Genomic DNA, 22,352 nt, shown 5'->3' on the forward strand with positions numbered 1-22,352 from the left:
GCTAACCGGAGGGCGCGATGACGTCCATCGTTACCCGCTTCGCGCCCAGCCCGACCGGCTTCCTGCATCTGGGCCACGCCCATTCCGCCCTGCGCGGCTGGCGCGCGGCGCGGGCGGCGGGCGGGCGCTTCCTGCTGCGGATCGAGGACATCGACCCTACCCGCTGCCGCCCCGAATACCGCGCGGCGATCGCCGAGGACCTGGCCTGGCTGGGCCTGGACTGGGACGGACCGGTGCGGGTGCAGTCGGAGCACCTGCCGGACTATGCCGCCACGCTGGACCGGCTGGCGGCGCGGGGGCTGCTCTATCCCTGCTTCTGCACCCGGGCGGAGATCGCGCGGGAGATCGCCGCCAGTGGCCACGCCCCGCACCTCGCCCCCATGGGCCCCGACGGCCCCGTCTACCCCGGCACCTGCCGACGTCTGCCGTCGGGGGTGCGGGCCGCCCGGCTGGCGGCAGGCGAGCCGCATGCGCTGCGGCTGGACATGGCGGCGGCGCTGGCGACGGCGGGAGGGCCGCCGGACTACGAGGAGGAGGGGGCGGGCCGCGTCGCCTGCGACCCGGGGCGCTTCGGCGACGTGGTGCTGGCGCGCAAGGACGCGCCCGCCTCCTACCACCTCTGCGTCACCCATGACGACGCGCTCCAGGGCGTGACGTTGGTGACGCGCGGCGCGGACCTGCGCGCGGCGACCGACATCCACCGGTTGCTCCAGGGGCTGCTCGGCTGGCCGGCGCCGCGCTACGCGCACCATCCGCTGCTGCTCGGCCCGGACGGCAGGCGCCTGGCCAAGCGGGACGGCGCGCCCGCCCTGCGCGAGCTGCGCGCGGCGGGACGCAGCCCGGCGGAGGTCCGCGCCATGGCGGGGCTGCCGGACGGCGCCGGCCCCTGACACCCGGCCCCTGACACGGGCGCGCCCGCGCGTGCTTTGCTGCGGCGAGGGGGGCGCCATGGCCGATACGGAGGCGGAGAAGCGGATCGCGGGCGAGGCCGCCGCCGGGCTGGCCGCGCCGGGCATGGTGGTCGGGCTGGGGACGGGCTCCACGGCGCGGTGGTTCGTCGTGGCGCTGGCGCGGCGTGCCCTGGATATCGCCTGCGTGCCGACCTCGCGCGCCACGGCGCGGCTGGCGGAGTCGCTGGGGCTGCGGCTGCTGGCGCCGGAGGCGGTCGGCCGCATCGACCTCACCGTGGACGGGGCGGACGAGATCGCACCCGGCCTCGCGCTGCTCAAGGGCGGCGGCGGGGCGCTGGTGCGGGAGAGGCTGGTCTGGGAGGCCTCCGACCGCTGCGTCGTCGTCGCCGACTCGGGGAAGCGGGTGACGGCCCTCGGCGCCGTCCCGCTGCCGGTCGAGGTGGTGCCCTTCGCCCATCGCACCACCGCCGCGCGGATCGCGGCGGTGGTGCGGGCGTGCGGCCTGGAGGCGGAGTTGCGGCTGCGCGGCGGCGTGGAAGGACCCTTCGTCACCGACAACGGCAACCTGATCTACGACGCCGCCTGTGGCACCATCCCCGACCCGGAACCCCTGGCCCGGTCGCTGAAGGCGCTCACCGGCGTCGTCGGGCACGGGCTGTTCCTGGGCCTGGCGAACGAGGCGCTGATCGGCACGGCGGCGGGGCTCCGCCGCCTGCCCTGAAGGATTGCCGCCGCGCCGGCGACCCGCGACAACGGCGCGGCACGGGCGGAGGCAGGCGATGGCGGAGCGGGTCGGCGCGATCGGGGTGATGAGCGGCACCTCGATGGACGGCATCGACGTCGCCTTCCTGCGCACCGACGGCGAGGCGTGGGTCGAGCCGGGTCCCGCGCGCGGCTACGCCTACCCGGCCGCGACCAGGGCGGCGCTGCTCGACCTGCTGGCCGATCCGGAACGCGCCCGCCACGACCCGCTGCCGGAGCTGGAGGCGGCCGTGACCGACGCCCATGCCGCGGCGGTCGAGGACTTCCTGCGCGATGCGGGGCTCGACCGTGGCGCCGTCGCGCTGGTCGGGCTGCACGGGCAGACGGTGCTGCACCGGCCGGAGGAGCGCTTCACCCGCCAGCTCGTGCTGGGCGACCGTGCCGCGCGTCGGCTGGGCATCCCCGTCGTGGACCGCTTCCGCCATGCCGATGTCGCGGCGGGCGGGCAGGGCGCCCCCTTCGCGCCGCTCTACCACCGCGCCCTCACCGCCGGGATGCCCGGCGAGCGTGACGGGCCGTTGATGGTGCTGAACCTCGGCGGGGTGGGGAACGTCACCTGGATCGACGGCGATTCGCTGATCGCCTTCGACACCGGCCCGGCCAATGCGCTGCTGGACGACTTCGTGCGCCAGCGGCGCGGCCAGAGCTTCGACGCGGACGGCGCGCTGGCGGCCGCCGGCACGGCGGATGCGGCGGTGGTGCGGGACGTCCTGCGCCAGCCCTTCTTCCGCCGGATGCCGCCGAAATCCCTCGACCGCAACGCCTTCCACGGCCTCGTCGCCGCGGTGGCGCCGCTCTCCGACGCGGACGGCGCCGCCACCCTGGCCGCGCTGACCGTGGAAGCCGTGGCGGCCGCGCTGGAGCACGTGCCCGTCCCGCCGCGCCGCTGGCTGGTGACCGGCGGCGGCCGGCACAACCGCTTCTTCATGGCACGCTTCCGCGAACGGCTCGGCGTGCCGGTCGATCCGGTGGAGGCGGTGGGCTGGGACGGCGACGCGCTGGAGGCGCAGTGCTTCGCCTACCTCGCCGTGCGCGCGGCGCGTGGCCTGCCGCTCAGCCTGCCCGCCACCACGGGGGTGCCTCACCCGATGCCGGGCGGGCGGCTGCACCCGGCGGGCTGAGCCCCCGCCGCCGGGGCTGCTGCTCAGCCCAGGATCGCCGCCTCCACCCCCAGGCGCCGGGCCGCGTCGCGCAGGGCGGTGCGGGTGCCCTCGCGGACCGGCACGCCCTGCGCCTCGGCTTCGGCGATCCGGCGCGCCGCCTGCTCGCCCGGCAGGCGCACGGGCTGGTCCGGGTCGATCGCCGGGTTGGCGTGGCAGCGGTCGATCAGGAAGTCCATCTGCGCCGCGAAGGCCTCCCGTCCGGCGAAGGCGGCCGGGTCGATGAGCTGGAGGTAGACGCTGGCCCCCCAGCGCGTCGGCGCGTCGGCCCGGCCATGGCCGGCGAGGCCCTGGGTCAGCGCCTCCACCATCAGCGCCAGGCCGAAGCCCTTGTGGCCGGATTCCGTCCCGCCCAGCAGCATCAGGCTGCCGCGGTCGGGGCCGGTCCGCTCCATCACCGTCGGGTCCCGGGTCGGCCGTCCCGCGCTGTCCAGCAGCCAGGGATGGTCGAACAGCACGCCCGCCTTCGCCTTCTCCCGCGTCATGGAGACGGTGGTGATCGAGGCGGAGATGTCCACCAGCACGGGGAAGTCGCTGGCCGGGAAGCCCACGGCGAAGGGGTTGGGGCTGAACAGCGCCTCCCGCCCGCCGAAGGGCGCGACGATGCGGCTGTGCGGGCCGGAGGAGGCGAGCATGACGAACAGCCCGCGATCCGTCGCCTGCTTCGCCAGCGCCGCGAGGCAGCCGATGTGGTGGCTGCGCCGCATCGCCAGGGTGAAGGTCCCGTGCGTGGCCACGCGGCCGAAGCCCTCGGCCATGGCGCGCTCGACCAGCCACAGGCCGGGGCGGTAGCCCCCGTCCCAGACCAGCGTGCCGCCCGTGTCGCGCAGCACCTCCGGCTCGCCGGTGCCGGCCATGCGCCCCGCCTCGACCTCGGCCAGGTAGGTCGCGCATTGCGCGAGGCCGTGGGTCTGGCGGCCCATCATGTCCGTCAGCACCAGCAGCCGGGCCATGCTCTCCGCCTTGCCGGCGTCCAGCCCGGCGGCGGCGAAGAGGTCGGCGGCGAGGCGGGTCAGCGCCCCGGCGGGCAGGCGTGCGGGATCGGATGTCGTCACGGGGCCTCGCCGCTCACTCGGGGCGGATGTTGTGGGTCTTCACCACGCGCCCGAACTCGTCGGTGGCGCGGGCGAGCCAGGTGCGGAAGGCGTCCGGCCCCTCGGTCTTCGCCTCGCCGCCCAGGTCGCCGAGGCGCGAGGCGATGTTCGGCTGTGCCAGGATCTCGCGCAGCGCGGCCTCCAGCTTCTGCACCAGCGGGCGTGGGGTGTTGCCCTGGACCATCACCCCCTGCCAGGTGCCGGCATCGGCCATGGGCCAGCCCAGCTCGGCGAAGGTCGCCACCTCCGGCAGGGCGGGCAGGCGCTTCGGGCCGGAGACGGCGAGGGCGCGGATCTGGCCGTTGTTGACGAAGGGCAGGGTGGCGGTGGCGCCGTTGATGATCATGTCCGCCTCACCATTGGCGACGGCGAGCAGCGCCGGGGCGCCGCCGCGATAGGGGACGGTGGTCGCCTCGACCCCCAGGTGGCTCGCGATCTCCACCGAGGTCAGGTGCGTCAGGCTGCCGATCCCGGAATTGGCGATGTTCAGCCCGCCGCGCTGCGCCTTCGCCGCCGCCGCCAGCTCCGTCGCGTTGCGCGCGGGCAGGGCGTTCTTCACCGCCAGCAGGTAGGGCGCGTAGATCAGCATCGTCACCGGCGCCAGGTCGCGCTGCACGTCGAAGGGCATGCGCGGGAACAGGCTCGGGTTGATGGCCAGGGTGGAGATGTCCATCAGCAGCAGCGTGTGTCCGTCGGGCGGGCTCTTCGCCACCACGTCGGCGCCGATGTTGCCGGCGGCGCCCGCGCGGTTCTCCACCACCACCGGCTGGCCGAGCACGCGCGTCAGCTCCGGCGCGATCAGCCGCGCCAGGATGTCGCTGGTACCGCCGGGGGCATTGGGGACGACGACCCGCAGGCTGTGGTCGAAGCCCGAACCGGACCCCTGGGCCCGCAGCGCCGGGGCGGCGAGCGGCGACAGGGCGGGAAGGGCCAGGGCTGCGCTGCGCAGCAATAAGCGACGCTGCATTCTTGTCGTTCCTCCGTTCTCGGCCTTCCGGCGCCGGGTCCCGGCCCGCCAGCGGCGCTCCACGCTTAGGGGCTCAGGCTGATACCTGTCCAAGCTTGATCCCGCATCGTTCAATGCGGATTGTGGATCGATGTTCGAACTCGCCCAGCTGCGCGGCTTCGTCGCCGTCGCCGAGGAACTGCACTTCCACCGCGCCGCCGTGCGGCTGCACATGTCTCAGCCGCCGCTGACCCGGCAGATCCAGATGCTGGAGCACGAGGTGGGCTTCCGGCTGCTGGAGCGCAGCAGCCGCTCCGTCCGCCTCACCCCGGCGGGGGCGGTCTTCCTGGCCGAGGCGCGGCGGCTGCTGCAAATGGCCGCCGGCAGCGTCCAGGCGGCGCGCCGGGTGGCGCTGGGCGAGGCCGGGGCGGTGACCCTCGGCTTCACCGCCGCCTCCGGCTACGCCGTGCTGCCGCGGGTCGTCGCGCTGATCCGCGCGCGGCTGCCGGAGGTGGAGCTGAACCTGCGCGAGCTGGTGACGCAGGAGCAGGTGCAGGCGCTGCAGGCCGGCCAGCTCGACCTGGGCCTGCTGCGCCCGCCGCTGCGGCAGGCGGGGCTGCGCGGCATGGCGCTGGAGCGGGAGGCGCTGCTGGTCGCCCTGCCCCTCGGCCACCCGCTCACGCAGGAGCAGGAGGTACCGGTGGCGGCGCTGGACGGGCTGCCGCTGATCACCTACCCGCCGGTCGAGGGGCGCTACCTGCACGATGCGGTGCTGGGCGCCTATCGCGCGGCCGGGATCGCGCCGTCGCGGGTGCAGCACATCAGCCAGACGCACTCGATCCTGCCGCTGGTCGGCATCGGCCTGGGCATCGCCCTGGTGCCGCAGGCCGCGGCGCGGCTGTGCCCGTCCGACGTGGCGCTGCGGCCCCTGGCGGCCCAGCCCGCCATCCGGGTGGAACTGGTCTTCGCCTGGCGCGAGGACACGGCCAACCCGGCCTGCGCCGCCGTGCGGCAGCTGCTGCGGGAGGAGTGGCCCGCCCCGCCGGAGCGGGGGACGCCGACGCCCGCGCCCTGACCGACCCCGGCGGCCCTCATAGGGATGGCGCGATGCCCTGATCCGTGCCGGCGTGGGGAGCGCTCGTGGCCCGGGGGCAAGGCCCTGCCTCGCCCCCGATACCCCCACTCCGCCAGGACCCTGCGGGCCCTGGACCCAATCGACGCTGCCGCGCGGATGAGTGCGACGGGGTCAATGCGCCGAGGAGCTTGGCTCCTCGGCGGGTACGGCCGCCGCACTCCCTGACGCCTTTGAAGCTTTTCCAGAGTCCCGCCTGTCCGCGTTCCGTCAGGGTTCAGCCCGGAGGCTGACGCCCACCGCACAGAACCAGCTCCCAGCGGGGACCGGGGCCCGCTTGTGGCCCCGGCAGGGGAGGGTCTGGGAGGGGACGGCGTCCCCTCCCGGTCCGCCGCCGCAACACCACAGCATGACGGGTCAGGTCATCCCGCCGTTGGGATCAGTCGGCAGCCGCACCCGCAGCGCCAGGGCGGCCGCGGCCAGGAGGGCGGCGGCGGCGAGCAGGGAGGGCAGGAGGAAGCTGCCGGTGCGGTCGAACAGCATGCCGGCCACGACCGGGCCGAGGATCTGCCCGAGGCTGAACGCGGCGGTCAGCAGGGCCAGCACGCGCCGCGGGTCGCCCCCGGCCAGCAGCCGGCCGGCCGCGAGGCCCAGGGCGGTGATACCCATGAAGGTCCCGCCCAGCAGCACCGCCGCGAGCAGTGCGCCGGCCTCGTCCAGCCAGAGGACGCTGGCGGCCACGCCCGCCGCCTCGGCCAGGCAGGCCAGGGCCAAGGCCCGGGCGAGGCCGAGACGGCGCCCGAGCCAGGCCCAGAGCGCCACCGAGGGCGCGGCGGCGAGGCCCACCACCATCCAGATCAGCGGTTCGACCGGACGCAGGTCCGGGCTGGAGCGCATGATGGCGACCAGGAAGGTGGCGGTGACGACATAGCCGAAGCCGAACAGCCCATAGGCTCCCGCCAGGGCCGGCAGGCCGCGCCTGCCGGCGGGCAGGGGGGCGGCGGCCGGGACGGGATGCGGCGCGGCGCCGGGCGGGGATGCGGCCTCGCCCGGCAGCAGACCGGCCACCGCCACCAGCGCGACGGCCGATGCAACGCCGGAGGCCAGCCAGAGGCCCCGCCAGCCGCTGCCGCCGGCCAGCAGCCCGGAGACCAGCAGGGCGGAGAAGGCGATGCCGCAGCCCACCCCGGCGAAGTGCAGCGCCGCCAGCCCGCTGCGCCCCTGCGCCGCCAGCCGGTCCAGCACCAGGGCCGAGGCGAAGACCAGGGTGAAGGCGCTGGCCAGCCCGCCGGCGAAGCGCAGCGCCAGGAAGCCCGGCAGGGAGGCCGTCACCCCCATCAGCGCGGTGCAGCCCCCGCCCAGCGCCAGCGCCGCGAGCAGCCAGGTGCGGCGGGAGCCGGGCAGGCGTGGCGCCGCCGCCAGCAGCGCGCCCGCGAGGTAGCCGACGAAATTGGCCGAGGCGATCAGCCCCGCCTCGGACGTCGACAGTCCCAGCGCCTCCACCATGACCGGCAGGATGGGGGTGTAGACGAAGCGTCCGATGCCCATCCCGGCGGCGAGGGCGATCAGCCCGCCCAGGGCGAGGCGGCGGGGCGAGGGCGGCGGGGGCGTGGGCATCGCCCCCTCCTCTGCACCGGCCGCGTGGCGGTGCCCAGGGGGGCGCGCGGGGGCGGCGCGGCCCCCTTCAGCGGGGGGCGAGGCGGGGGCGGTAGGCCAGGGCTTCCGCCACATGGGCCCGGGCGACGACCACGGCACCGGCCAGGTCGGCGATGCTGCGCGCCACCCGCAGCGTGCGGATCAGCCCACGGCTGGACAGGCCGAGCCGCTCGCCCGCCTGCTCCAGCAGGGTCATCGCCTCGCTCGCGGTGGCGGGCTGCAGCGCCTCCAGCGGGGCCTCGGCGTTGCTGCGCGGGCCGGACCCGCCCCAGCGGGCGCGGGCGCGCTCCTGCGCGGTGGCGACACGGGCGGCCACCGCCGCGCTGGGCTCCCCCAGGGGCGCGCGGGCCAGTTCGGAGGGCGCGATCGGCTGCACCTCCACGGTGAGGTCGAGCCGGTCCAGCACCGGGCCGGAGAGCTTGTCGCGGTACTCCTCGCCGCAGCGCGGGGCGCGGCCGCACTCGCGCGGCGGCGCGCCCAGGTAGCCGCAGCGGCAGGGATTCATCGCCGCCACGAGCTGCACGCGGGCCGGGTAGGTGATGTGGGCGCTGGCACGGCTCAGCACGACGCGGCCGCTCTCCAGCGGCTGTCGCAGCGCCTCCAGGGCCGGGCGGGGGAATTCCGGCAGCTCGTCCAGGAACAGCACGCCGCGATGGGCGAGGCTGATCTCCCCCGGCCGCGCCTTCGGCCCGCCGCCGGTCAGCGCCGCCTGGGAGGCGGAGTGATGCGGGTCGCGGAAGGGCGGGCGGGCGCTGATCCGGCCACCCTCCAGCAGGCCGGCGACGGAGTGGACCTGGCTGACCTCCAGCGCCTCGATCGGCGTCAGGTCCGGCAGCAGCCCGGGCAGGCGCGCGGCCAGCATGGATTTCCCCGAGCCCGGCGGGCCGATCATCATCAGGTTGTGCCGCCCGGCGGCCGCCACCTCCAGCGCGCGCTTGGCGCTCTCCTGCCCCCGCACCTCGGACAGGCAGGGGCCGCGCGTGGCGGGGCGGGCCACCTCGGGCGGCGGCGGCGGGGAGAGGATCTGCCGCCCCTGGAAATGCGCCACCAGCGCGGGCAGGTCGGGCGCGGCCAGGACCTCCGTGCTGGCCGCCCAGGCCGCCTCCGGCGCCTGCGCCGCCGGGCAGATCAGCCCCAGCTCGCGCTCGCCGGCGGCCAGCGCCGCGTTCAGGATGCCGGGGACCGGGCCTATCTTGCCGTCCAGCGCCAGCTCGCCCAGCGCGGCGAAGCCCAGCATCTCGTCGGGCGGCAGCACCTCCATCGCCGCCAGCAGGGCGAGGGCGATGGGCAGGTCGAAATGCGTGCCCTCCTTGGGCAGGTCGGCCGGGGCCAGATTCACCAGCACCCGCTTCGGCGGCAGCGCCAGCCCCAGGCTGCCCAGCACCGCGCGCACCCGCTCCCGGCTCTCCGCCACCGCCTTGCTGGGCATGCCGACGACGGTGAAGGCTGGCAGCCCGGCGGCGATCTGCACCTGCGCCTCGACCAGGATGGCGTCGATGCCGCTGAAGGCGAAGGTGGCGACGCGCGCAAGGGCCATCCCGCGAGGGTAGAGGACGCCACGGGGCCCCTCAACCGGGGGTGACGCAACCGCGGGCGGGCCCCTGGCGAGGCCACCGGGTGCGATCTAGGGTGCCCCCGGGCCGGGGGAGTGACATGGCGGATTTTCGTTTCCTCAAACCATCCAGCTTCCTGGCCGGCGGCATGGGGCTGGGGCACCGGCCGCGTCCGCGCGGCCGGGTCCGGGGCGAGGGGCCGCATGCCCTGCCGCTCTTCGACCTCGGGCGCCTCGACCCGCAGCGCCGGGTGGCCTGCGAGGCGGAGATCCGCGCGCTGTGCCAGACGGTGCCGCTGGGCGGCGACACGGCGCTCTGCCGCGCCCTCGGGCGCTACAAGATCTTCGTCGACACCCGCGACATCGGCTTCTCCGTCCACCTGATGCTGGACGGCTACTGGGAGATGTGGGTGACGGAGGCGATGGTGCGCTTCGTCCGCGGCGGCATGACCGTCGTCGATGTCGGCGCCAACCTCGGCTACTTCACCCTGCTGCTGTCGGAGCTGGTGGGCGCCCAGGGCCGCGTCCACGCGGTGGAGCCGAATCCGCGGCTCGCGGGGCTGCTGCGGCAATCCCTGGCGGTGAACGGCTTCACCGAGCGGGCGGTGCTGCACACGCGGCCGCTCGGCGCGGTCAGCGGCCAGCCGGTGACGCTGCACGTGCCGGAGGGGCTGCCGCAGAACGGCTACGTCGTCCCGGGCGGCGGCAAGGGCGCGGTGAGCACGGCCACGGTGGACGAGATCGTCGGCGACGGCCCGGTGGACTTCATCAAGATCGACGTCGAGGGCGCCGAGCAGGATGTCTGGCGCGGCATGCGGGGCGTGCTGGCGCGGCGGCAGCCCCTGGCGATCTTCCTGGAGTTCAACCGGCACCGCTACGCCGATCCCGGGGGCTTCCTCGCCAGCATCGAGGAGCACGGCTTCTCGATGGGGCAGATCGACCTCGCCCGCGGCGTCCAACCGGTGGACCGGCACGCCATCCTGGCGCGCGAGAGCCTGGAGGACTGGATGCTGGTGCTGGCAAGGGCCTGACGCAGCCGCGTCGCGCCCGCCCGTTCCGCGGGAGAGGGCTCCTCGGTCCCGCCCATCCGCCGGGGCCCGGCCACCGCTTGAAGAGAACCGATGCGGCCCGCATCTGACGGGGACGATGAAGCCTCTCCACGCCCTGACCTCCGCCGACTTCCCCGCCCGCCGCCTGCTTGGCGCGGCGCTGATGCTGGGCAGCGTCGGCTTCGTCTCCTTCTTCTCCTTCCTGCAGGCCATCGGCCGGCTGTTCCGCTGATGCACCCGGATTCGCTGTCCCGCGCCCTGCGGGGCCTCGCCCTGCCGGTCTTCGCGCTGCCCTTCCTGCCGGCGCTGTTCCTGGCCCTGGCCAGCGGCCAGTCGCGCACCATCACGGGCGTCATCGCCGGGATGGCCGGGGTGGGCGCCACCGTCTACCTGCTGCGCCGCGGCCGCCACGGCGATTCGCGCAAGGCGGCCTTCGTGCTCGCCCTGGGCGTGGCGCTGGCCGCGAACATGGCCGCCGGCACCGGGCCGGTGGGCGCGCTGGTGCTGGCGCTCGCGGCCTTCGTCGGCGCCCGCTGGACCTACGGCTTCCTGCCGGAGCCGCCGCCCCCGCCGCCGGCGCCCGTCGCCATGCCGGGCGACCCGGCGCTGGAGGGCTTCCGCGCGCGGCTGGGCACGCTCGGCGCCTCGGCCGGGCCGGGCATGACCGGCGCCGTGGCGGCGCTGCGCGAGCTGCTGGAGGAGATGCGGCTCCGCCCGGCCCAGGCGGGCGACGCGCGCGGCATCCTGGTGGTCGGGCTGGACGGGCTGGAGCGGATCGCCCAGCGCCTCGCCCGCGGGGCCGAGCCGCCGGCCGGGCTGAACGACGCCGTCGGCGACGTGGAGCGGGCGGCGCGCGACGCCGCCGCGCGGATGCGCGCCGCGGAGACGGAGGCGCTGGAGGTGCAGGTGAACGTGCTGCGACAGCGGCTGCGGGAGGAGGGCGTGGCATGAGCCAACCGGTGGAAACCACGCGGGCGCAGGGCAGCCCGAGCCCGCGCGTCGCCGACCTGGCGGCGCGCATCGACCTGTCCGACCCGGCCTCGATCATCCGCTTCGGGCAGGAGGCGCAGGGCAAGGCCGCCGCGGCGGCGGACGCCATGCTGGGCGCCGCGCGCAACGATGCGACCGGCGAGGCGGGGGACGCGCTGTCCGGCCTGCTGACCCATCTGCGCGGCTTCGACCCGGGCGCCGGGGAGGAGAAGCCGGGGCTGGTGGCGCGGCTGCTGGGGCGCGGCGGCAGCGGCACGCTTCAGATCCTGCAGAAGTACGAGACCGTGCGCGGCCAGGTGGAGGCGGCGGGCGACCGGCTGCAGGAGCACCGCACCCGGCTGCTGGAGGATGTGGAGCGGCTGGAGCGGCTCTACGGCGCCACGCTCGACTGGTTCCACGCCCTGGCCGAGCATATCGAGGCGGGCGAGCAGGTGCTGGCGCGCACCGACCGCGAGGCGGTGCCGCAGGCCGAGTGGGCCGCCGAGACGGCGCGCGACCCGCTGGCGGCGCAGCGTCTGCGCGACCTGCGCGCCGCGCGCGACGACCTGGACCGCCGCATCCACGACCTGCGCCTGACGCGGCAGGTGGCGATGCAGGCGCTGCCCGGCATCCGGCTGATCCAGGAGAACGACAAGGCGCTGGCGGCCAAGATCCACTCGGTGCTGGCCAACACCGTCCCGCTCTGGCGCTCGCAGCTGGCGCAGGCGCTGGCGATCCACCGCATGCGCGAGGCCAGCGGCGCCGTGCAGGCGGCGACCGACCTGACGAACAAGCTGCTGACCGCCAATGCCGAGGCGCTGCGCCAGGGCAATGCCCAGGCACGGCAGCAGATCGAGCGTGGCGTGGTGGACCTCGACGCGCTGAAGAAGGCCAATGCCGCGCTGGTCGGCACCATCGAGGATTCGCTGCGCATCGCCCAGGAGGGCCGCGCCCAGCGCGCCGCCGCGACGCGCGAGCTGGAGGGGGCGGAGGCGGAGATCCGCCGCGCCCTGCTGGCGGCCCGGGTCGACGTGACGCCCCCGGCCCCGGCCACCCCGCCCAGCGGGCTGTGACCGCGCGGCCGGCGGCCGCGACCGATACCGCCGCGGGGGAGGGGTGCGCCCGCTCCCCGCGCCGAACCTGCCGGAGCCTGCGATGCCGATCGACGAGAGCCTGACCTTCCTGCCCGTGAACATCGCCGTGCTGACGGTGAGCGACACGCGCGACCTGGCCTCGGACCGCTCCGGCCAGACGCTGGCCGACCGGATCGAGGCGGCCGGCCACCGCCTCGCCGGGCGGGAGATCGTGCGCGACGATCCCGACGCCATCGAGGCGGTGCTGCGCCGCTGGGTCGCCGACCCGCAGGTGGATGTCGGCATCACCACCGGCGGCACGGGCATCACCGGCCGCGACGTGACGCCGGAAGCCTTCGCCCGCGTGCTGGAGAAGGAGATCCAGGGCTTCGGCGAGCTGTTCCGCATGCTCAGCTACGCCAAGATCGGCACCTCCACCATGCAGTCGCGCGCCCTCGGCGGCGTGGCGGGCGGGACCTACCTCTTCGCCCTGCCGGGCAGCACGGGCGCGGTGAAGGACGGCTGGGACGACATCCTGCGCTTCCAGCTCGACGTCCGGCACAAGCCCTGCAACCTGGTGGAGCTGATGCCCCGGTTGCAGGAGCACCTGCGCGCCGCCTGAGCGGCGGCGCCCCGCGCGGGATCAGCTGCCCGGCGCGGCGGGGCCTGTCACTTCCGCCGGCTCCGTCCGTATCGTGTTGCCCAGCATGTGCCGGCGCCCGGCCTCGAGGCCGCCGACCAGCTCCAGCTCGTGCCGCTCCTCGTCGCGCCGCCGGGTGCGCTCCATCGTCTCGGCGATCGCGTCCTCGTCCAGGTCCAGCCGGCGCAGCGCCTCCTCGCCGAAGCGCATGGCGGATTCGAACGTGTCACGGATGTGATAGTCGGCGCCGGCATGCGCCACCTCCACGGCGTGGAGCCGGTCATAGGCCCGCACCAGCAGCGGCGTGCGCGGATACTCCGCCTTCACCAGCTCGGTGATCCGGGTCGCGGCCGCCTTGTCGTCGACGCAGACGAGGATGGCCTTCGCCGTCCCGGCGCCGGCCGCGTGCAGCACCTCCGGCCGCGTGCCGTCACCGTAGTAGAGCTTGAAGCCGTAGTCGCGGGATTCGCGGACGGCGTTCGGGTTGCTGTCGATGATCGTGATGGCGCAGCTGTTGTCGAGCAGCGCCTGGCTGGCGACCTGCCCGAAGCGGCCGAAGCCGATCATCAGGATGTTCGCCTTCAGGTCGCGCGCCTCCTCCACCCCCTCCAGCGAGGGGCCGCGCCGTGCCAGCGCCCGGCGCACCAGGATCGTCACCAGCGGCGTCAGCGCCATGGACAGGATCACGCTCGCCGTGAGCAACGCGTTCTCCCCTGGCGGCAGCACGCCGGCGCTGGTCGCCCCGGCATAGAGCACGAAGGCGAACTCGCCCCCCTGCGCCATCAGCGCGGCGCGGTCGGCGGCCTCGCGGCGGCCGGCGCCGAACAGGCGGGCGACGGCGTAGATGCCCGCGCCCTTCACCGCCATGGCCGCCACGGTGCCCGCGAGGATCAGCGGCCATTGCCGGGCCATCAGGGCCAGGTCGATCGACATGCCCACGCCCATGAAGAACAGGCCGAGCAGGATGCCGCGGAAGGGCTCGATATCCGCCTCCAGCTGGTGCCGGAAGGAGGATTCCGATAGCAGCACCCCCGCCAGGAAGGCACCCATCGCCATGGACAGCCCGCCGAGCTGCATGGCGAGTGCCGCGCCCAGCACGACCAGCAGCGCCGCGGCCGTCATCACCTCCCGCGCGCGGGACTCGGCCAGCAGCAGGAAGAGCGGGTTCAGCAGCCAGCGCCCCGCGGCGAGCAGCGCGGCGAGCGAGCCGGCGGCCACCAGGATGGTCACCCAGCGCGAGCCTTCCGCCTCTCCGTGATCCGGCGAGAGCAGCGTGACCGCGGCGAGCAGCGGCACGATGGCGAGGTCCTCCAGCAGCAGGATGGAGACGACGCGCTGGCCGGGCTCGCTGCCGACCTCGCGCCGTTCCTCCAGCACCTGCATCACCACGGCGGTGGAGGTCAGCACGAAGCCCATCCCGCCCACGAAGGCGATGGCGGGCGACAGGCCGAACAGCATGAGCAGCCCGGTCAGCAGCAGGCCGCAGGCCGCCACCTGCGCCACCCCCAGGCCGAAGATCTCCTTCCGCAGGTGCCAGAGGTGGGAGGGCTGCATCTCCAGCCCGATGACGAAGAGGAACATCACCACGCCCAGCTCGGCGGTGTGGATGATCGCCTGCGGGTCGCTGAACAGCCCCAGCCCGAAGGGCCCGATCGCCAGCCCCGCCGCCAGGTAGCCGAGCACGGAGCCCAGCCCCAGACGCTGGAACAGCGGCACCGCCACCACCCCCGCGCCCAGCAGCGCCACCACCTGCACCAGCTCGCTGCCCGTGCCCTCCGCCGCCATGCTCGTCGCTCCTCGTCCTTCAGGGGTGGCGGAAGACGGAGCGTACCGTCTCGGCCCAGGCCAGCAGCAGCAGGCCGCCGCTGATCGCAAGGTTCTTCACGAAGTGCAGCCTCTGCTCCTCCCGCGCCGGCGGGTCGGACTGCCAGAAGGGATGCGCCGCCAGGGCGTCCACCACCAGGACGGCCGCCATCAGCAGCGCCACCCAGCGGGCCTGCCAGCCGATGAGGATCGCCAGCCCCGCCAGCAACTCCAGCGTGCCGAAGACCAGGCGGCCCGGTGCAGGCGCCGTGCCGGCCCCGCCGAGCGCGGCGGCCAGCCGCTGCGCGCCCAGCGTGATGAAGAGGCTGGCCAGCAGGGCCCGCGCGGCGACGTAGAGGGCGAGGCTGTCCATCCCGGTCTCCCCAGGCAGGGCCGAACCGGTCCCCGTGGCGCAGCATAGGGTGGTACGGCCGCCGCGCCGAACCCCCGGATCAGGCGCGCGGCTTCGATGCCGGCACCGGGGCGCGCCGGGCGGCGCGGCGTGCCACCCGCACGCGGGCCCGCACCCGCAGGCGTACCGGGCGCGGCGGCGGCCGCATCGCGGCGAGGGCGAGCACGACGGCGCTCGCCAGCCACAGGCCGTGCAGCCCGAACTGGCCATAGGCGAGGGCGCCGCACAGCGCGCCGAGGCTGAGGGAGAGCCAGTGCAGCAGGTTCGGCACCCAGGCCCAGCGGTCCCCCCCGCTCAGCGCGGCGGCCAGGCGCTGGCCCACCTTCACCAGGGCGCCGGTCATGTAGGTGAGGGCGATGCCCGGGTCGTGGCTGTCGCGCTGGAAGACGGCGTTCTCCGCGCCCATGGCGAGGACCAGCGCGACCATCGCCGGCATCCCCGCGCCGGCCATGTGCAGCAGGTCGGCGAGGGGCAGCAGCACGCCCACCAGCACCAGCACGTGCCGCCGCCGCCCCGGCTGGCCGTGGCGCCCGACCAGCGAGCCCAGCCCCGCGCCGATCACGAAGGTCAGCAGGATGGCGGCGATCCGCAGGGCGCCCGGCCCGTCCAGGGCCGCCATCTCCACGCCGAGCCGGGTCGAGTTGCCGCTCATGAAGGAGACGAAGATGCCGCCCAGGTGCAGGAAGCCGATGCCGTCCACGAAGCCGGCGACGGCCGCGAGCAGGAAGGCGGCGGCGACGTGGTGGCGGGGGTGGCCGCGCATGCCCGGGCTTCAGCGGCCGGGGGAGCGGCAGGCAGGCAGCGGCGGGGAGCCCCGGCCAGGCATCCGGTCCTCGTCCCTGCTGCACCCCACGCGCGCCACGCCCCGCGACCCCGCCGAATCCGCTGCCGCCGGCGGCATGCCGGCCACCGTCCCGTGTGCACCCCCGCGGCCGGCGGAACCAGGGGCCGGGGCCGGCGCGATCCGCCCGTCAGCCATGCCGGGCCGGGATGGGGCGGCGCGGGAAGACAGGGCCGGCCCGCCCTGGCACAACAGCGCCCGGACCCGAACGGGAGGAGCCGCCGCCATGCCGATCTATGCCCTGGACGATCACCGTCCCAGCCTGCCGGCCGAGGGCCGCTACTGGGTGGCGCCGGACGCGCATGTGATCGGCATGGTCACGCTGGGCGAGGATGTCGGCATCTGGTTCGGCGCCGTGCTGCGAGGCGACAACGTGCCCATCGCCATCGGCGCCGCCACCAACATCCAGGAGGGGGCGATGCTGCATGCCGATGAAGGCTTTCCCCTGACGGTGGGGGAGGGGGTCACGGTCGGCCACCACGCGATCCTCCACGGCTGCACGGTGGGCGACAACTCGCTGATCGGCATGGGCGCGACGGTGCTGAACGGCGCCGTGATCGGGCGCAACTGCCTGGTCGGCGCGAACGCCCTGGTCACCGAGGGCAAGGTCTTTCCGGACAACTCGCTGATCGTGGGTGCCCCGGCGCGCGCGGTGCGTGTCCTGGGCGAGGAGGCCGTCGCCGGGCTGCGGCAGTCGGCCGCGTACTACGTGGAGAACGCACGCCGCTTCGCGAAGGGCCTGCGGCAGGTCGGCTGAGGCGCGGCGCGGCGCCGCCCCGCGCGGCAGGGCCGCTCCGGCCCGGCCTCACTCGCGGAGCTCGCGCATCGCGCCGTGCCAGACGCAGACGAGGTGCGTCTCCGCCCCGGCCTGCAGCAGCACCGGGTGGTCGAAGCGGCAGTGGCGCGCGGCCGCCGCCGCGGCACCGTGCGACGCGCCCTCGAAGACCAGGTGCAGCAGGTCGCCCGACCGACAGCCGCCGCCGGCCAGGATCGCGGCGAAGCGGTGTTCCAGGGGCAGCGGGTCGTTCTGGGCGAAGCGGGCGGTGCACAGCCCGTCGGCCTGGGCAGTCGGGGCCGCGCAGAGCAGGAACAGGCCGGACAGCAGGGCGGCGCGCATCGCGCGCATCCTTCGCCGGAAAAGGTGAAGGATCGGTTAACGTGCCGGGAGGCCCCGGCGCCTCGTCCCGGCCGGGCGGATCGTGCTGAGCTGTGCCGATGCAGCCTGTCGACCTCGCGCTCTGCCTCGCCGTGGATGTCTCCGCCTCGGTCGATTTCGACGAGTTCGGGCTGATGATGGGCGGCCTGGCGGCGGCCTGGCGGGAGGAGGGCATCCTGGCCGCCGCCACCGCCGGGCCGCGCGGCGCCGTGGCCGTCTGCCTGGTGCAATGGTCCGGGCCGGGGGCGCAGGCGGTGGCCGTGCCATGGCAGGTGGTGGACGGTGCCGCCGCCGCGGCCGCCCTGGCCGGGGCGATGGACATGGCGCCGCGCCTGCCGCCCGCCGGGGCGACCGCGCTGGGGGAGGGCATGGCGGCCGGCCTCGCCCTGCTGGGCCGCTACGACGCCCCGGCGGAGCGGCTGGTGCTCGACATCTCGGGCGACGGCGCAGGGAATGCGGGGCGGCCCTCCGGCCCGGTGCGGGACCTGGCCGTGGCGGCGGGGGTGACCATCAACGGGCTGGCCGTGCTGAACGAGGAGCCCGACCTGCTGGCGCACTACCAGGCGGAGGTGATCGGCGGTCCCGGTGCCTTCGCCATGACCTGCGCCGATTACGGGGACTTCGCGGCGGCCATCGCCCGCAAGTTGCTGCGGGAGATCCAGGGCGGCGTCTCCGCCTGACGCGGCCGGCCCGCCCGGGGTTCCCCCGGCGGCGCGCCGGGTGCAGTTTGCCGCGCCGCTCCCGGAGGTTCGCCCGCATGCTTCTCCTCACCCCAGGCCCGGTCCAGACCGACCCGCGCACCCGGGCCGCCATGGCCGTGGACATCGCGCCCTGGGACATGGAGTTCCGCGCCGAGTATGCCGCGATCCGCGAGACGGTGACGGCCATCGCCGGCGGTGTCCCCGGGGTGCACGCCACCCTGCCGCTCCAGGGGGCGGGGCACTTCATCATGGAGGCGGCGATCCGCACCTTCGTGCCGGAGGGCGGGGCCTACCTGGTGCCGATGAACGGCACCTATGCCGGGCGGATCGAGCGGCTGGGGCGCGAGGCCGGGCGGCGGCCGATCCCCGTCTCCGTGCCCGACACCCGCGGCGTGACGGCGGCCGAGGCGGAGGCGGCGCTGGCCGCCCATCCCGAGGCGAGCCACTGGGTCATGGTCTACAGCGAGACGGGCACGGGCATCGTGAACGACCCGGCCGCGATCGGGCCGGTGGTGCGGGCGGCGGGGCGGCGGATGATCCTCGACGCCGTCTCGGCCTTCGGCGCGCTGCCCTTCACCCTGTCGGAGCATCCGGAGGTGGACGCGGTCGCCTTCACCTCCAACAAGTGCCTGGAGGGGATGCCGGGGATCGGCTTCGCCGTCTGCCCGGTGGACCGGGTGCGGGAGCGGGCGGGCAAGGCCAATTCCTGGTCCTTCGACCTGGGCGACGTCCTGCTGCATGCCGAGCGCGCGGGCTGGGGCTCCTACCGCTTCACCCCGCCGGTGCAGGCGCTGCATGCCTTCGGGGTGGCGATGGGGCTGTACGAGGCGGAGGGCGGCCAGCCCGCGCGCCTCGCCCGCTACCGCGAGAACCTGCGCATCCTGATCGAGGGCGCGACGGCGCTGGGGCTGGAGCCGTATCTCGATGCGGAGCACCAGGGGCCGATCATCGCCACCTTCCGCCAGCCGCCGGGCTTCGACCTCCAGGGCTTCGTGGACGCGCTGAAGCGGCGCGGCGTGCTGATCTCCAACTTTTACACGACGGAGCAGCCCACCATCCGCATCGGCTGCATCGGTGCCGTCACCCCCGACCAGATGCGCGGCGCGGTCGTGGCGATGGGAGAGGCGCTGGCCGAGCTGGGGGTGCGCCGGGCGGCGTGACGCCCGGGCCTCACCCCCGGGCGTGGGCGGCGGCGCGCTCCACCAGCGCCGCCTCCGGACGGACGCCGGTGTAGAGGACAAACTGCTCCAGCGCCTGGAGCGCGGCGACCTCCGCCCCGGTGATGACGTGCTTGCCGCGGGCGCGGGCGGCGCGGATCAGCGGCGTCTCGGGCGGCAGGGCGACCACGTCGAAGACGATCTCCGCCGCCTCCAGCGCGGCCGCGCCGAAGGCGAGGTCCCCTGCCTCGGGGCCGCCGGCCATGCCGATGGGGGTGACGTTAACCAGCATCGCCGCGCGCGCCTCGCCCACCTCCGGCCGCCAGTCATAGCCGAGCGAGTCTGCCAGCGCCCGCCCGGCCTGCCCGTTGCGCGCGACGACGGTGCCCCGGGCGAAGCCCGCGTCGCGTAGGGCGGCGGCGACGGCCTTGCCCATGCCGCCACTGCCGCGCAGCAGGAAGGGCGTGTCCTTCGGCACGGCGTGCGAGGCGAGGAGGCCCTGCACGGCGATGTAGTCCGTGTTGTAGGCGGTCAGCCGGCCCCCGTCGTTGACGATGGTGTTGACCGAGCCGATGGCCGCCGCCGAGGGCGCGATCTCGTCCAGCAGCGGGATCACCGCCTCCTTGAACGGCATGGAGATGGCGCAGCCGCGGATGCCCAGCGCCCGGATGCCGCCGATCGCCGCCGGCAGGTCCGTGGTGGTGAAGGCCTTGTAGACGAAGTTCAGCCCCAGCTCGCGGTAGAGGAAGTTGTGGAAGCGCGTGCCGAAATTCCCCGGCCGCGCGGCCAGGGACATGCACAGCAGGGTATCCTTGTCGATCGACGGCAGCATCCGTTCGTCCTCTCGCCCTCTACGCCAGGCCCAGCACCAGCAGCAGGCCACCCACCGCCGCGCCCTTCTCCTGGCGCAGCGCCTGCTCCTCCCGTGCCAGCACCCGCAGCCCGGTCTGCGCGGCCAGTTCCAGCACGTGCCCGGGATGGTGGCGGTAGCGCATGCCCTCGCCGAGGGCGTAGGGCGCCGTCTCCCCCGCCTCCAGGCTGAAGGCGGCCATCCCGCCCGGGGCCAGGGACCCGGCGATCCCCGCCAGGGCCGGACCGAGATCGCCCAGGTAGTTCAGCACGTCCGCCGCCGCGACCAGCCCGAAGGCGGCGGGGTGGCGCGGCAGGAACTCCAGCAGGTCCGCCTCGTGCAGCGCGTCGTAGAGGCCGGTGCGCGCCGCCTCCGCCAGCATGCGCGGGGAGAGGTCGACCCCTTCCAGCCGGCGGGCGAAGGGCTTCAGCGCCCGGCCCGACAGCCCCGTGCCGCAGCCCAGGTCGAGCACCGCGTGCGAGGCGTCCGGGGCGAGGCCGGCCCCCTCCAGCAGCGCCGCCAGCAGGGCCGGCGTGCGGTAGCCGAGATGTCCCACCAGATGGGCGTCGAAATGGCTGGCGTAGCGATCGAAGAGGTCGCGCACATAGCCGGCGGGGGCCCGGCCCGGCGCCTCGGCCGCGCCCAGCGCGGCCAGGAGGAAGCGCGCCTGCTCCGCGACCTCCGGCGGCGCCTCGCGCAGCGCGTCGCGCGCGGCGCCGACCGCCTCCGCCACCCGGCCCAGGTGTCGCAGCCCGTGGGCCAGGGCGAGTCGCGTCTCGGGGCCGGGGGCGAGCGCCACCGCGTCGCGCAGAGGCGGCAGCGCCTCGTCATGCCGGCCCAGCGCGCCCAGCGCCTGGCCCAGGTTGCGCCGGGACACGGCGTCGTCGGGGCGGGCGAGGATCGCGCGGCGCAGCAGCGGCACCGCCTGGCCCGGCTGCCCGGCCTCGGCCAGCGAGGCGCCGTGGGAGGCGAGGAAGACGGGCGCGTCGGGGCGCAGCGCCAGGGCGCGGCCCGTCAGGGCCAGGGCGCGTTCCACATCGCCCCGCTGGCGGGCGAGGACCCCGGCAAGGTTCAGCGCATTCGGCTCGTCCGGGGAGAGCGACAGGATCCGGGCATAGAGCGCCCCGGCCGCGTCGAGCTGCCCGGCGGCATGGTGCGCGGCGGCCTGGCGCAGCAGGGTCGGGATGTCGTCGGGCATGCGGGCGCAGGATGGACCGGGCGGGGCGGCGGCGGAACCTGGGGGTCGGCGCGCCGTCAGAGGGTGACGATCTGCCCCGGTCCCACCGCCTCCAGGAAGGTGACGATGCCGGCGACCTCCACCCCCGGGCGCAGCGCCCCGGCCGCGATCCCCTCCGCGCGCAGCCCCGCCTCGCAGGCGACGAGGCGCAGCGGCAGCGCCTCGGCCGCCTCCAGCAGCTCCGCCAGGGTGGCGACGCCGCGCTCCGCCAGCCGTGCCTCCCGCGCCTCGCCCAGCAGGGGCGGGTCGCGCAGCAGCAGGCGGCAGCCGCCATTGGTGCAGAACAGCGTCACCGGCCGCCCCAGCGCGGCGGCGGCCGTGGCCACGACCAGCGCGTAATGCGAGTCCTCATGCGTGCCGCGGGTCAGCAGGACGCCCAGCGGGGAACGGGGCACGGGGCTTCAGGCCGGGAGGGCGCAGGCGGCCGGGGCGGCGGCGCCATGCGCGGACAGGTCGCGGATCGTCGCCGCCGGCCCGCACAGCGCGCATTCGGGGTCGCGCCGCAGCCGGATGTCGCGGAAGCGCGCCGCCAGCGCGTCCCAGAGCAGCAGCCGGCCCGACAGCCCTTCGCCGATGCCCAGGATCTCCTTCATCACCTCCGTTGCCTGCAACGTCCCCATCACGCCGGTGACCGCGCCCATCACGCCGGCCTCGGAGCAGGTCGGCACCAGCCCCGGCGGCGGCGGCTCGGGGTGCAGGCAGCGGTGGCAGGGATGCGGAGCGCCGAGATGCGACTTGTAGGTGGTGAGCTGCCCCTCGAAGCGCAGCACCGCCGCCGTCACCAGGGGCCGGCCGAGCAGGTGGCAGGCATCGCCCAGCAGGAAGCGGGTGGCGAAGTTGTCCGTCCCGTCGCAGACCAGGTCGTAGCGGGGAATCAGCGGGGTGGCGGCCGCCGCGTCCAGCCGCACGGCATGGACCTCCACCGAGACCTCCGGATTCAGCGCCCGCAGGGTCCGGGCCGCGCTGTCCGCCTTGTTCTGCCCGAGGCGCCCCGTGTCGTGCGCGACCTGCCGCTGGAGGTTGGACAGCTCCAGCGTGTCGTGGTCGACCAGCCCGATCGTCCCCACCCCGGCCGCCGCGAGGTAGAGGGCGAGGGGAGAGCCGAGCCCGCCCGCCCCCACCACCAGCACCCGTGCCGCGCGCAGCCGCGCCTGGCCCGTGGCGCCGACCTCACCCAGCAGGATGTGGCGGGAGTAGCGGTGCAGCTCCGCCTCGGAGAAGTCGAGATCCATGGCCGCGCATATGGCGCGGCCCCGGCCGCCGGACCAGAGTGGCCGGGCGCGGGGCGCCGGCGCCGCCGCCAGCCAGGGA

The 22,352-nt window shown here is 75.5% G+C and carries 24 protein-coding genes; 12 read left to right on the forward strand and 12 right to left on the reverse strand.

The features are described from left to right. Positions 1–17: 17 nt before the first annotated feature. Genes gluQRS through LPC08_RS05955 form a run of 3 tightly spaced genes read left to right on the forward strand, consistent with a single transcriptional unit; the run spans position 18 to position 2,794 of the window. Complete coding sequence (gene gluQRS, locus LPC08_RS05945; RefSeq protein WP_230451795.1) at positions 18–890, forward strand: tRNA glutamyl-Q(34) synthetase GluQRS; 873 nt, start codon at positions 18–20, stop codon at positions 888–890. A 58-nt stretch (positions 891–948) separates the two neighbouring features. Next, complete coding sequence (gene rpiA, locus LPC08_RS05950) at positions 949–1,632, forward strand: ribose-5-phosphate isomerase RpiA (RefSeq protein WP_230451796.1); 684 nt, start codon at positions 949–951, stop codon at positions 1,630–1,632. A 58-nt stretch (positions 1,633–1,690) separates the two neighbouring features. Continuing rightward, the gene (locus LPC08_RS05955; RefSeq protein ID WP_230451797.1) at positions 1,691–2,794 is read left to right on the forward strand and encodes an anhydro-N-acetylmuramic acid kinase; all 1,104 of its coding nucleotides are present in this window, start codon (positions 1,691–1,693) and stop codon (positions 2,792–2,794) included. A gap of 23 nt (positions 2,795–2,817) precedes the next feature. Here the strand turns inward: LPC08_RS05955 and LPC08_RS05960 are convergent, their stop codons facing one another. After that, positions 2,818–3,888: an Ldh family oxidoreductase gene (locus tag LPC08_RS05960; protein WP_230451798.1), complete on the reverse strand. Its 1,071-nt coding sequence runs from the start codon at positions 3,886–3,888 to the stop codon at positions 2,818–2,820. 13 nt (positions 3,889–3,901) lie between these two features. Next, a complete protein-coding gene (locus LPC08_RS05965; protein WP_230451799.1) occupies positions 3,902–4,894 on the reverse strand; it encodes a Bug family tripartite tricarboxylate transporter substrate binding protein in 993 nt (330 codons plus the stop codon). A gap of 130 nt (positions 4,895–5,024) precedes the next feature. Between LPC08_RS05965 and LPC08_RS05970 the strand changes: the two genes are divergently transcribed. Next, the gene (locus LPC08_RS05970; RefSeq protein WP_230451800.1) at positions 5,025–5,948 is read left to right on the forward strand and encodes a LysR family transcriptional regulator; all 924 of its coding nucleotides are present in this window, start codon (positions 5,025–5,027) and stop codon (positions 5,946–5,948) included. 414 nt (positions 5,949–6,362) lie between these two features. Here the strand turns inward: LPC08_RS05970 and LPC08_RS05975 are convergent, their stop codons facing one another. Together LPC08_RS05975 and LPC08_RS05980 are read right to left on the reverse strand one after the other, a co-directional pair. Continuing rightward, positions 6,363–7,562 (reverse strand): YbfB/YjiJ family MFS transporter, encoded by a 1,200-nt coding sequence (locus LPC08_RS05975; RefSeq protein WP_230451801.1) that lies wholly within the window; start codon positions 7,560–7,562, stop codon positions 6,363–6,365. 67 nt (positions 7,563–7,629) lie between these two features. Then, complete coding sequence (locus LPC08_RS05980) at positions 7,630–9,138, reverse strand: YifB family Mg chelatase-like AAA ATPase (RefSeq protein ID WP_230451802.1); 1,509 nt, start codon at positions 9,136–9,138, stop codon at positions 7,630–7,632. A 116-nt stretch (positions 9,139–9,254) separates the two neighbouring features. On the opposite strand from LPC08_RS05980, the gene LPC08_RS05985 reads away from it, so the two are divergent. From LPC08_RS05985 to moaB, 5 genes are all read left to right on the forward strand, one after another. After that, complete coding sequence (locus tag LPC08_RS05985; RefSeq protein ID WP_230451803.1) at positions 9,255–10,184, forward strand: FkbM family methyltransferase; 930 nt, start codon at positions 9,255–9,257, stop codon at positions 10,182–10,184. A gap of 115 nt (positions 10,185–10,299) precedes the next feature. Beyond that, the gene (locus LPC08_RS26065; protein ID WP_255702302.1) at positions 10,300–10,434 is read left to right on the forward strand and encodes a hypothetical protein; all 135 of its coding nucleotides are present in this window, start codon (positions 10,300–10,302) and stop codon (positions 10,432–10,434) included. Continuing rightward, positions 10,434–11,153, forward strand: a complete 720-nt coding sequence (locus LPC08_RS05990; RefSeq protein ID WP_230451804.1) for a hypothetical protein — start codon at positions 10,434–10,436, stop codon at positions 11,151–11,153. Before LPC08_RS26065 ends, LPC08_RS05990 begins: the two co-directional genes overlap by 1 nt. Next, a complete protein-coding gene (locus tag LPC08_RS05995; protein WP_230451805.1) occupies positions 11,150–12,244 on the forward strand; it encodes a toxic anion resistance protein in 1,095 nt (364 codons plus the stop codon). Before LPC08_RS05990 ends, LPC08_RS05995 begins: the two co-directional genes overlap by 4 nt. Before the next feature lie 82 nt (positions 12,245–12,326). Further along, positions 12,327–12,866 (forward strand): molybdenum cofactor biosynthesis protein B, encoded by a 540-nt coding sequence (gene moaB / locus LPC08_RS06000; protein WP_230451806.1) that lies wholly within the window; start codon positions 12,327–12,329, stop codon positions 12,864–12,866. Between the two features lie 21 nt (positions 12,867–12,887). On the opposite strand, the gene LPC08_RS06005 is transcribed toward moaB, so the two are convergent. The 3 genes from LPC08_RS06005 to LPC08_RS06015 all read right to left on the reverse strand — a co-directional run bounded on the left by LPC08_RS06005 (position 12,888) and on the right by LPC08_RS06015 (position 15,862). Continuing rightward, positions 12,888–14,669, reverse strand: coding sequence for a monovalent cation:proton antiporter-2 (CPA2) family protein (locus LPC08_RS06005; RefSeq protein ID WP_230451807.1), 1,782 nt, complete (start codon positions 14,667–14,669; stop codon positions 12,888–12,890). 19 nt (positions 14,670–14,688) lie between these two features. Next, positions 14,689–15,060 carry a DoxX family protein gene (locus tag LPC08_RS06010; RefSeq protein ID WP_230451808.1) on the reverse strand — a complete coding sequence of 124 codons (372 nt, stop codon included), beginning with the start codon at positions 15,058–15,060 and terminating at the stop codon, positions 14,689–14,691. A 79-nt stretch (positions 15,061–15,139) separates the two neighbouring features. Further along, positions 15,140–15,862 (reverse strand): YoaK family protein, encoded by a 723-nt coding sequence (locus tag LPC08_RS06015; RefSeq protein WP_230451809.1) that lies wholly within the window; start codon positions 15,860–15,862, stop codon positions 15,140–15,142. Between the two features lie 304 nt (positions 15,863–16,166). On the opposite strand from LPC08_RS06015, the gene LPC08_RS06020 reads away from it, so the two are divergent. Next, a complete protein-coding gene (locus LPC08_RS06020) occupies positions 16,167–16,697 on the forward strand; it encodes a gamma carbonic anhydrase family protein (RefSeq protein ID WP_230451810.1) in 531 nt (176 codons plus the stop codon). Positions 16,698–16,745: 48 nt separating this feature from the next. Here LPC08_RS06020 and LPC08_RS06025 read toward each other — a convergent pair whose 3' ends face one another. Continuing rightward, positions 16,746–17,057, reverse strand: coding sequence for a hypothetical protein (locus LPC08_RS06025; RefSeq protein WP_230451811.1), 312 nt, complete (start codon positions 17,055–17,057; stop codon positions 16,746–16,748). A gap of 98 nt (positions 17,058–17,155) precedes the next feature. Between LPC08_RS06025 and LPC08_RS06030 the strand changes: the two genes are divergently transcribed. Both LPC08_RS06030 and LPC08_RS06035 read left to right on the forward strand, forming a co-directional pair. Then, positions 17,156–17,776, forward strand: a complete 621-nt coding sequence (locus LPC08_RS06030) for a DUF1194 domain-containing protein (protein ID WP_230451812.1) — start codon at positions 17,156–17,158, stop codon at positions 17,774–17,776. 77 nt (positions 17,777–17,853) lie between these two features. Continuing rightward, positions 17,854–18,957 carry a 2-aminoethylphosphonate--pyruvate transaminase gene (locus LPC08_RS06035; protein ID WP_230451813.1) on the forward strand — a complete coding sequence of 368 codons (1,104 nt, stop codon included), beginning with the start codon at positions 17,854–17,856 and terminating at the stop codon, positions 18,955–18,957. A 10-nt stretch (positions 18,958–18,967) separates the two neighbouring features. On the opposite strand, the gene LPC08_RS06040 is transcribed toward LPC08_RS06035, so the two are convergent. Genes LPC08_RS06040 through LPC08_RS06055 form a run of 4 tightly spaced genes read right to left on the reverse strand, consistent with a single transcriptional unit; the run spans position 18,968 to position 22,273 of the window. After that, positions 18,968–19,786, reverse strand: coding sequence for a shikimate 5-dehydrogenase (locus tag LPC08_RS06040; protein WP_230451814.1), 819 nt, complete (start codon positions 19,784–19,786; stop codon positions 18,968–18,970). A gap of 19 nt (positions 19,787–19,805) precedes the next feature. Next, a complete protein-coding gene (locus LPC08_RS06045; protein WP_230451815.1) occupies positions 19,806–21,002 on the reverse strand; it encodes a methyltransferase domain-containing protein in 1,197 nt (398 codons plus the stop codon). A gap of 56 nt (positions 21,003–21,058) precedes the next feature. Beyond that, positions 21,059–21,436 carry a DsrE family protein gene (locus LPC08_RS06050; protein WP_230451816.1) on the reverse strand — a complete coding sequence of 126 codons (378 nt, stop codon included), beginning with the start codon at positions 21,434–21,436 and terminating at the stop codon, positions 21,059–21,061. 6 nt (positions 21,437–21,442) lie between these two features. Further along, the gene (locus tag LPC08_RS06055; protein ID WP_230451817.1) at positions 21,443–22,273 is read right to left on the reverse strand and encodes a HesA/MoeB/ThiF family protein; all 831 of its coding nucleotides are present in this window, start codon (positions 22,271–22,273) and stop codon (positions 21,443–21,445) included. Between the last annotated feature and the right edge of the window lie 79 nt (positions 22,274–22,352).

The organism is Roseomonas sp. OT10 (genome assembly GCF_020991085.1).
GTDB lineage: Bacteria > Pseudomonadota > Alphaproteobacteria > Acetobacterales > Acetobacteraceae > Roseomonas > Roseomonas cutis.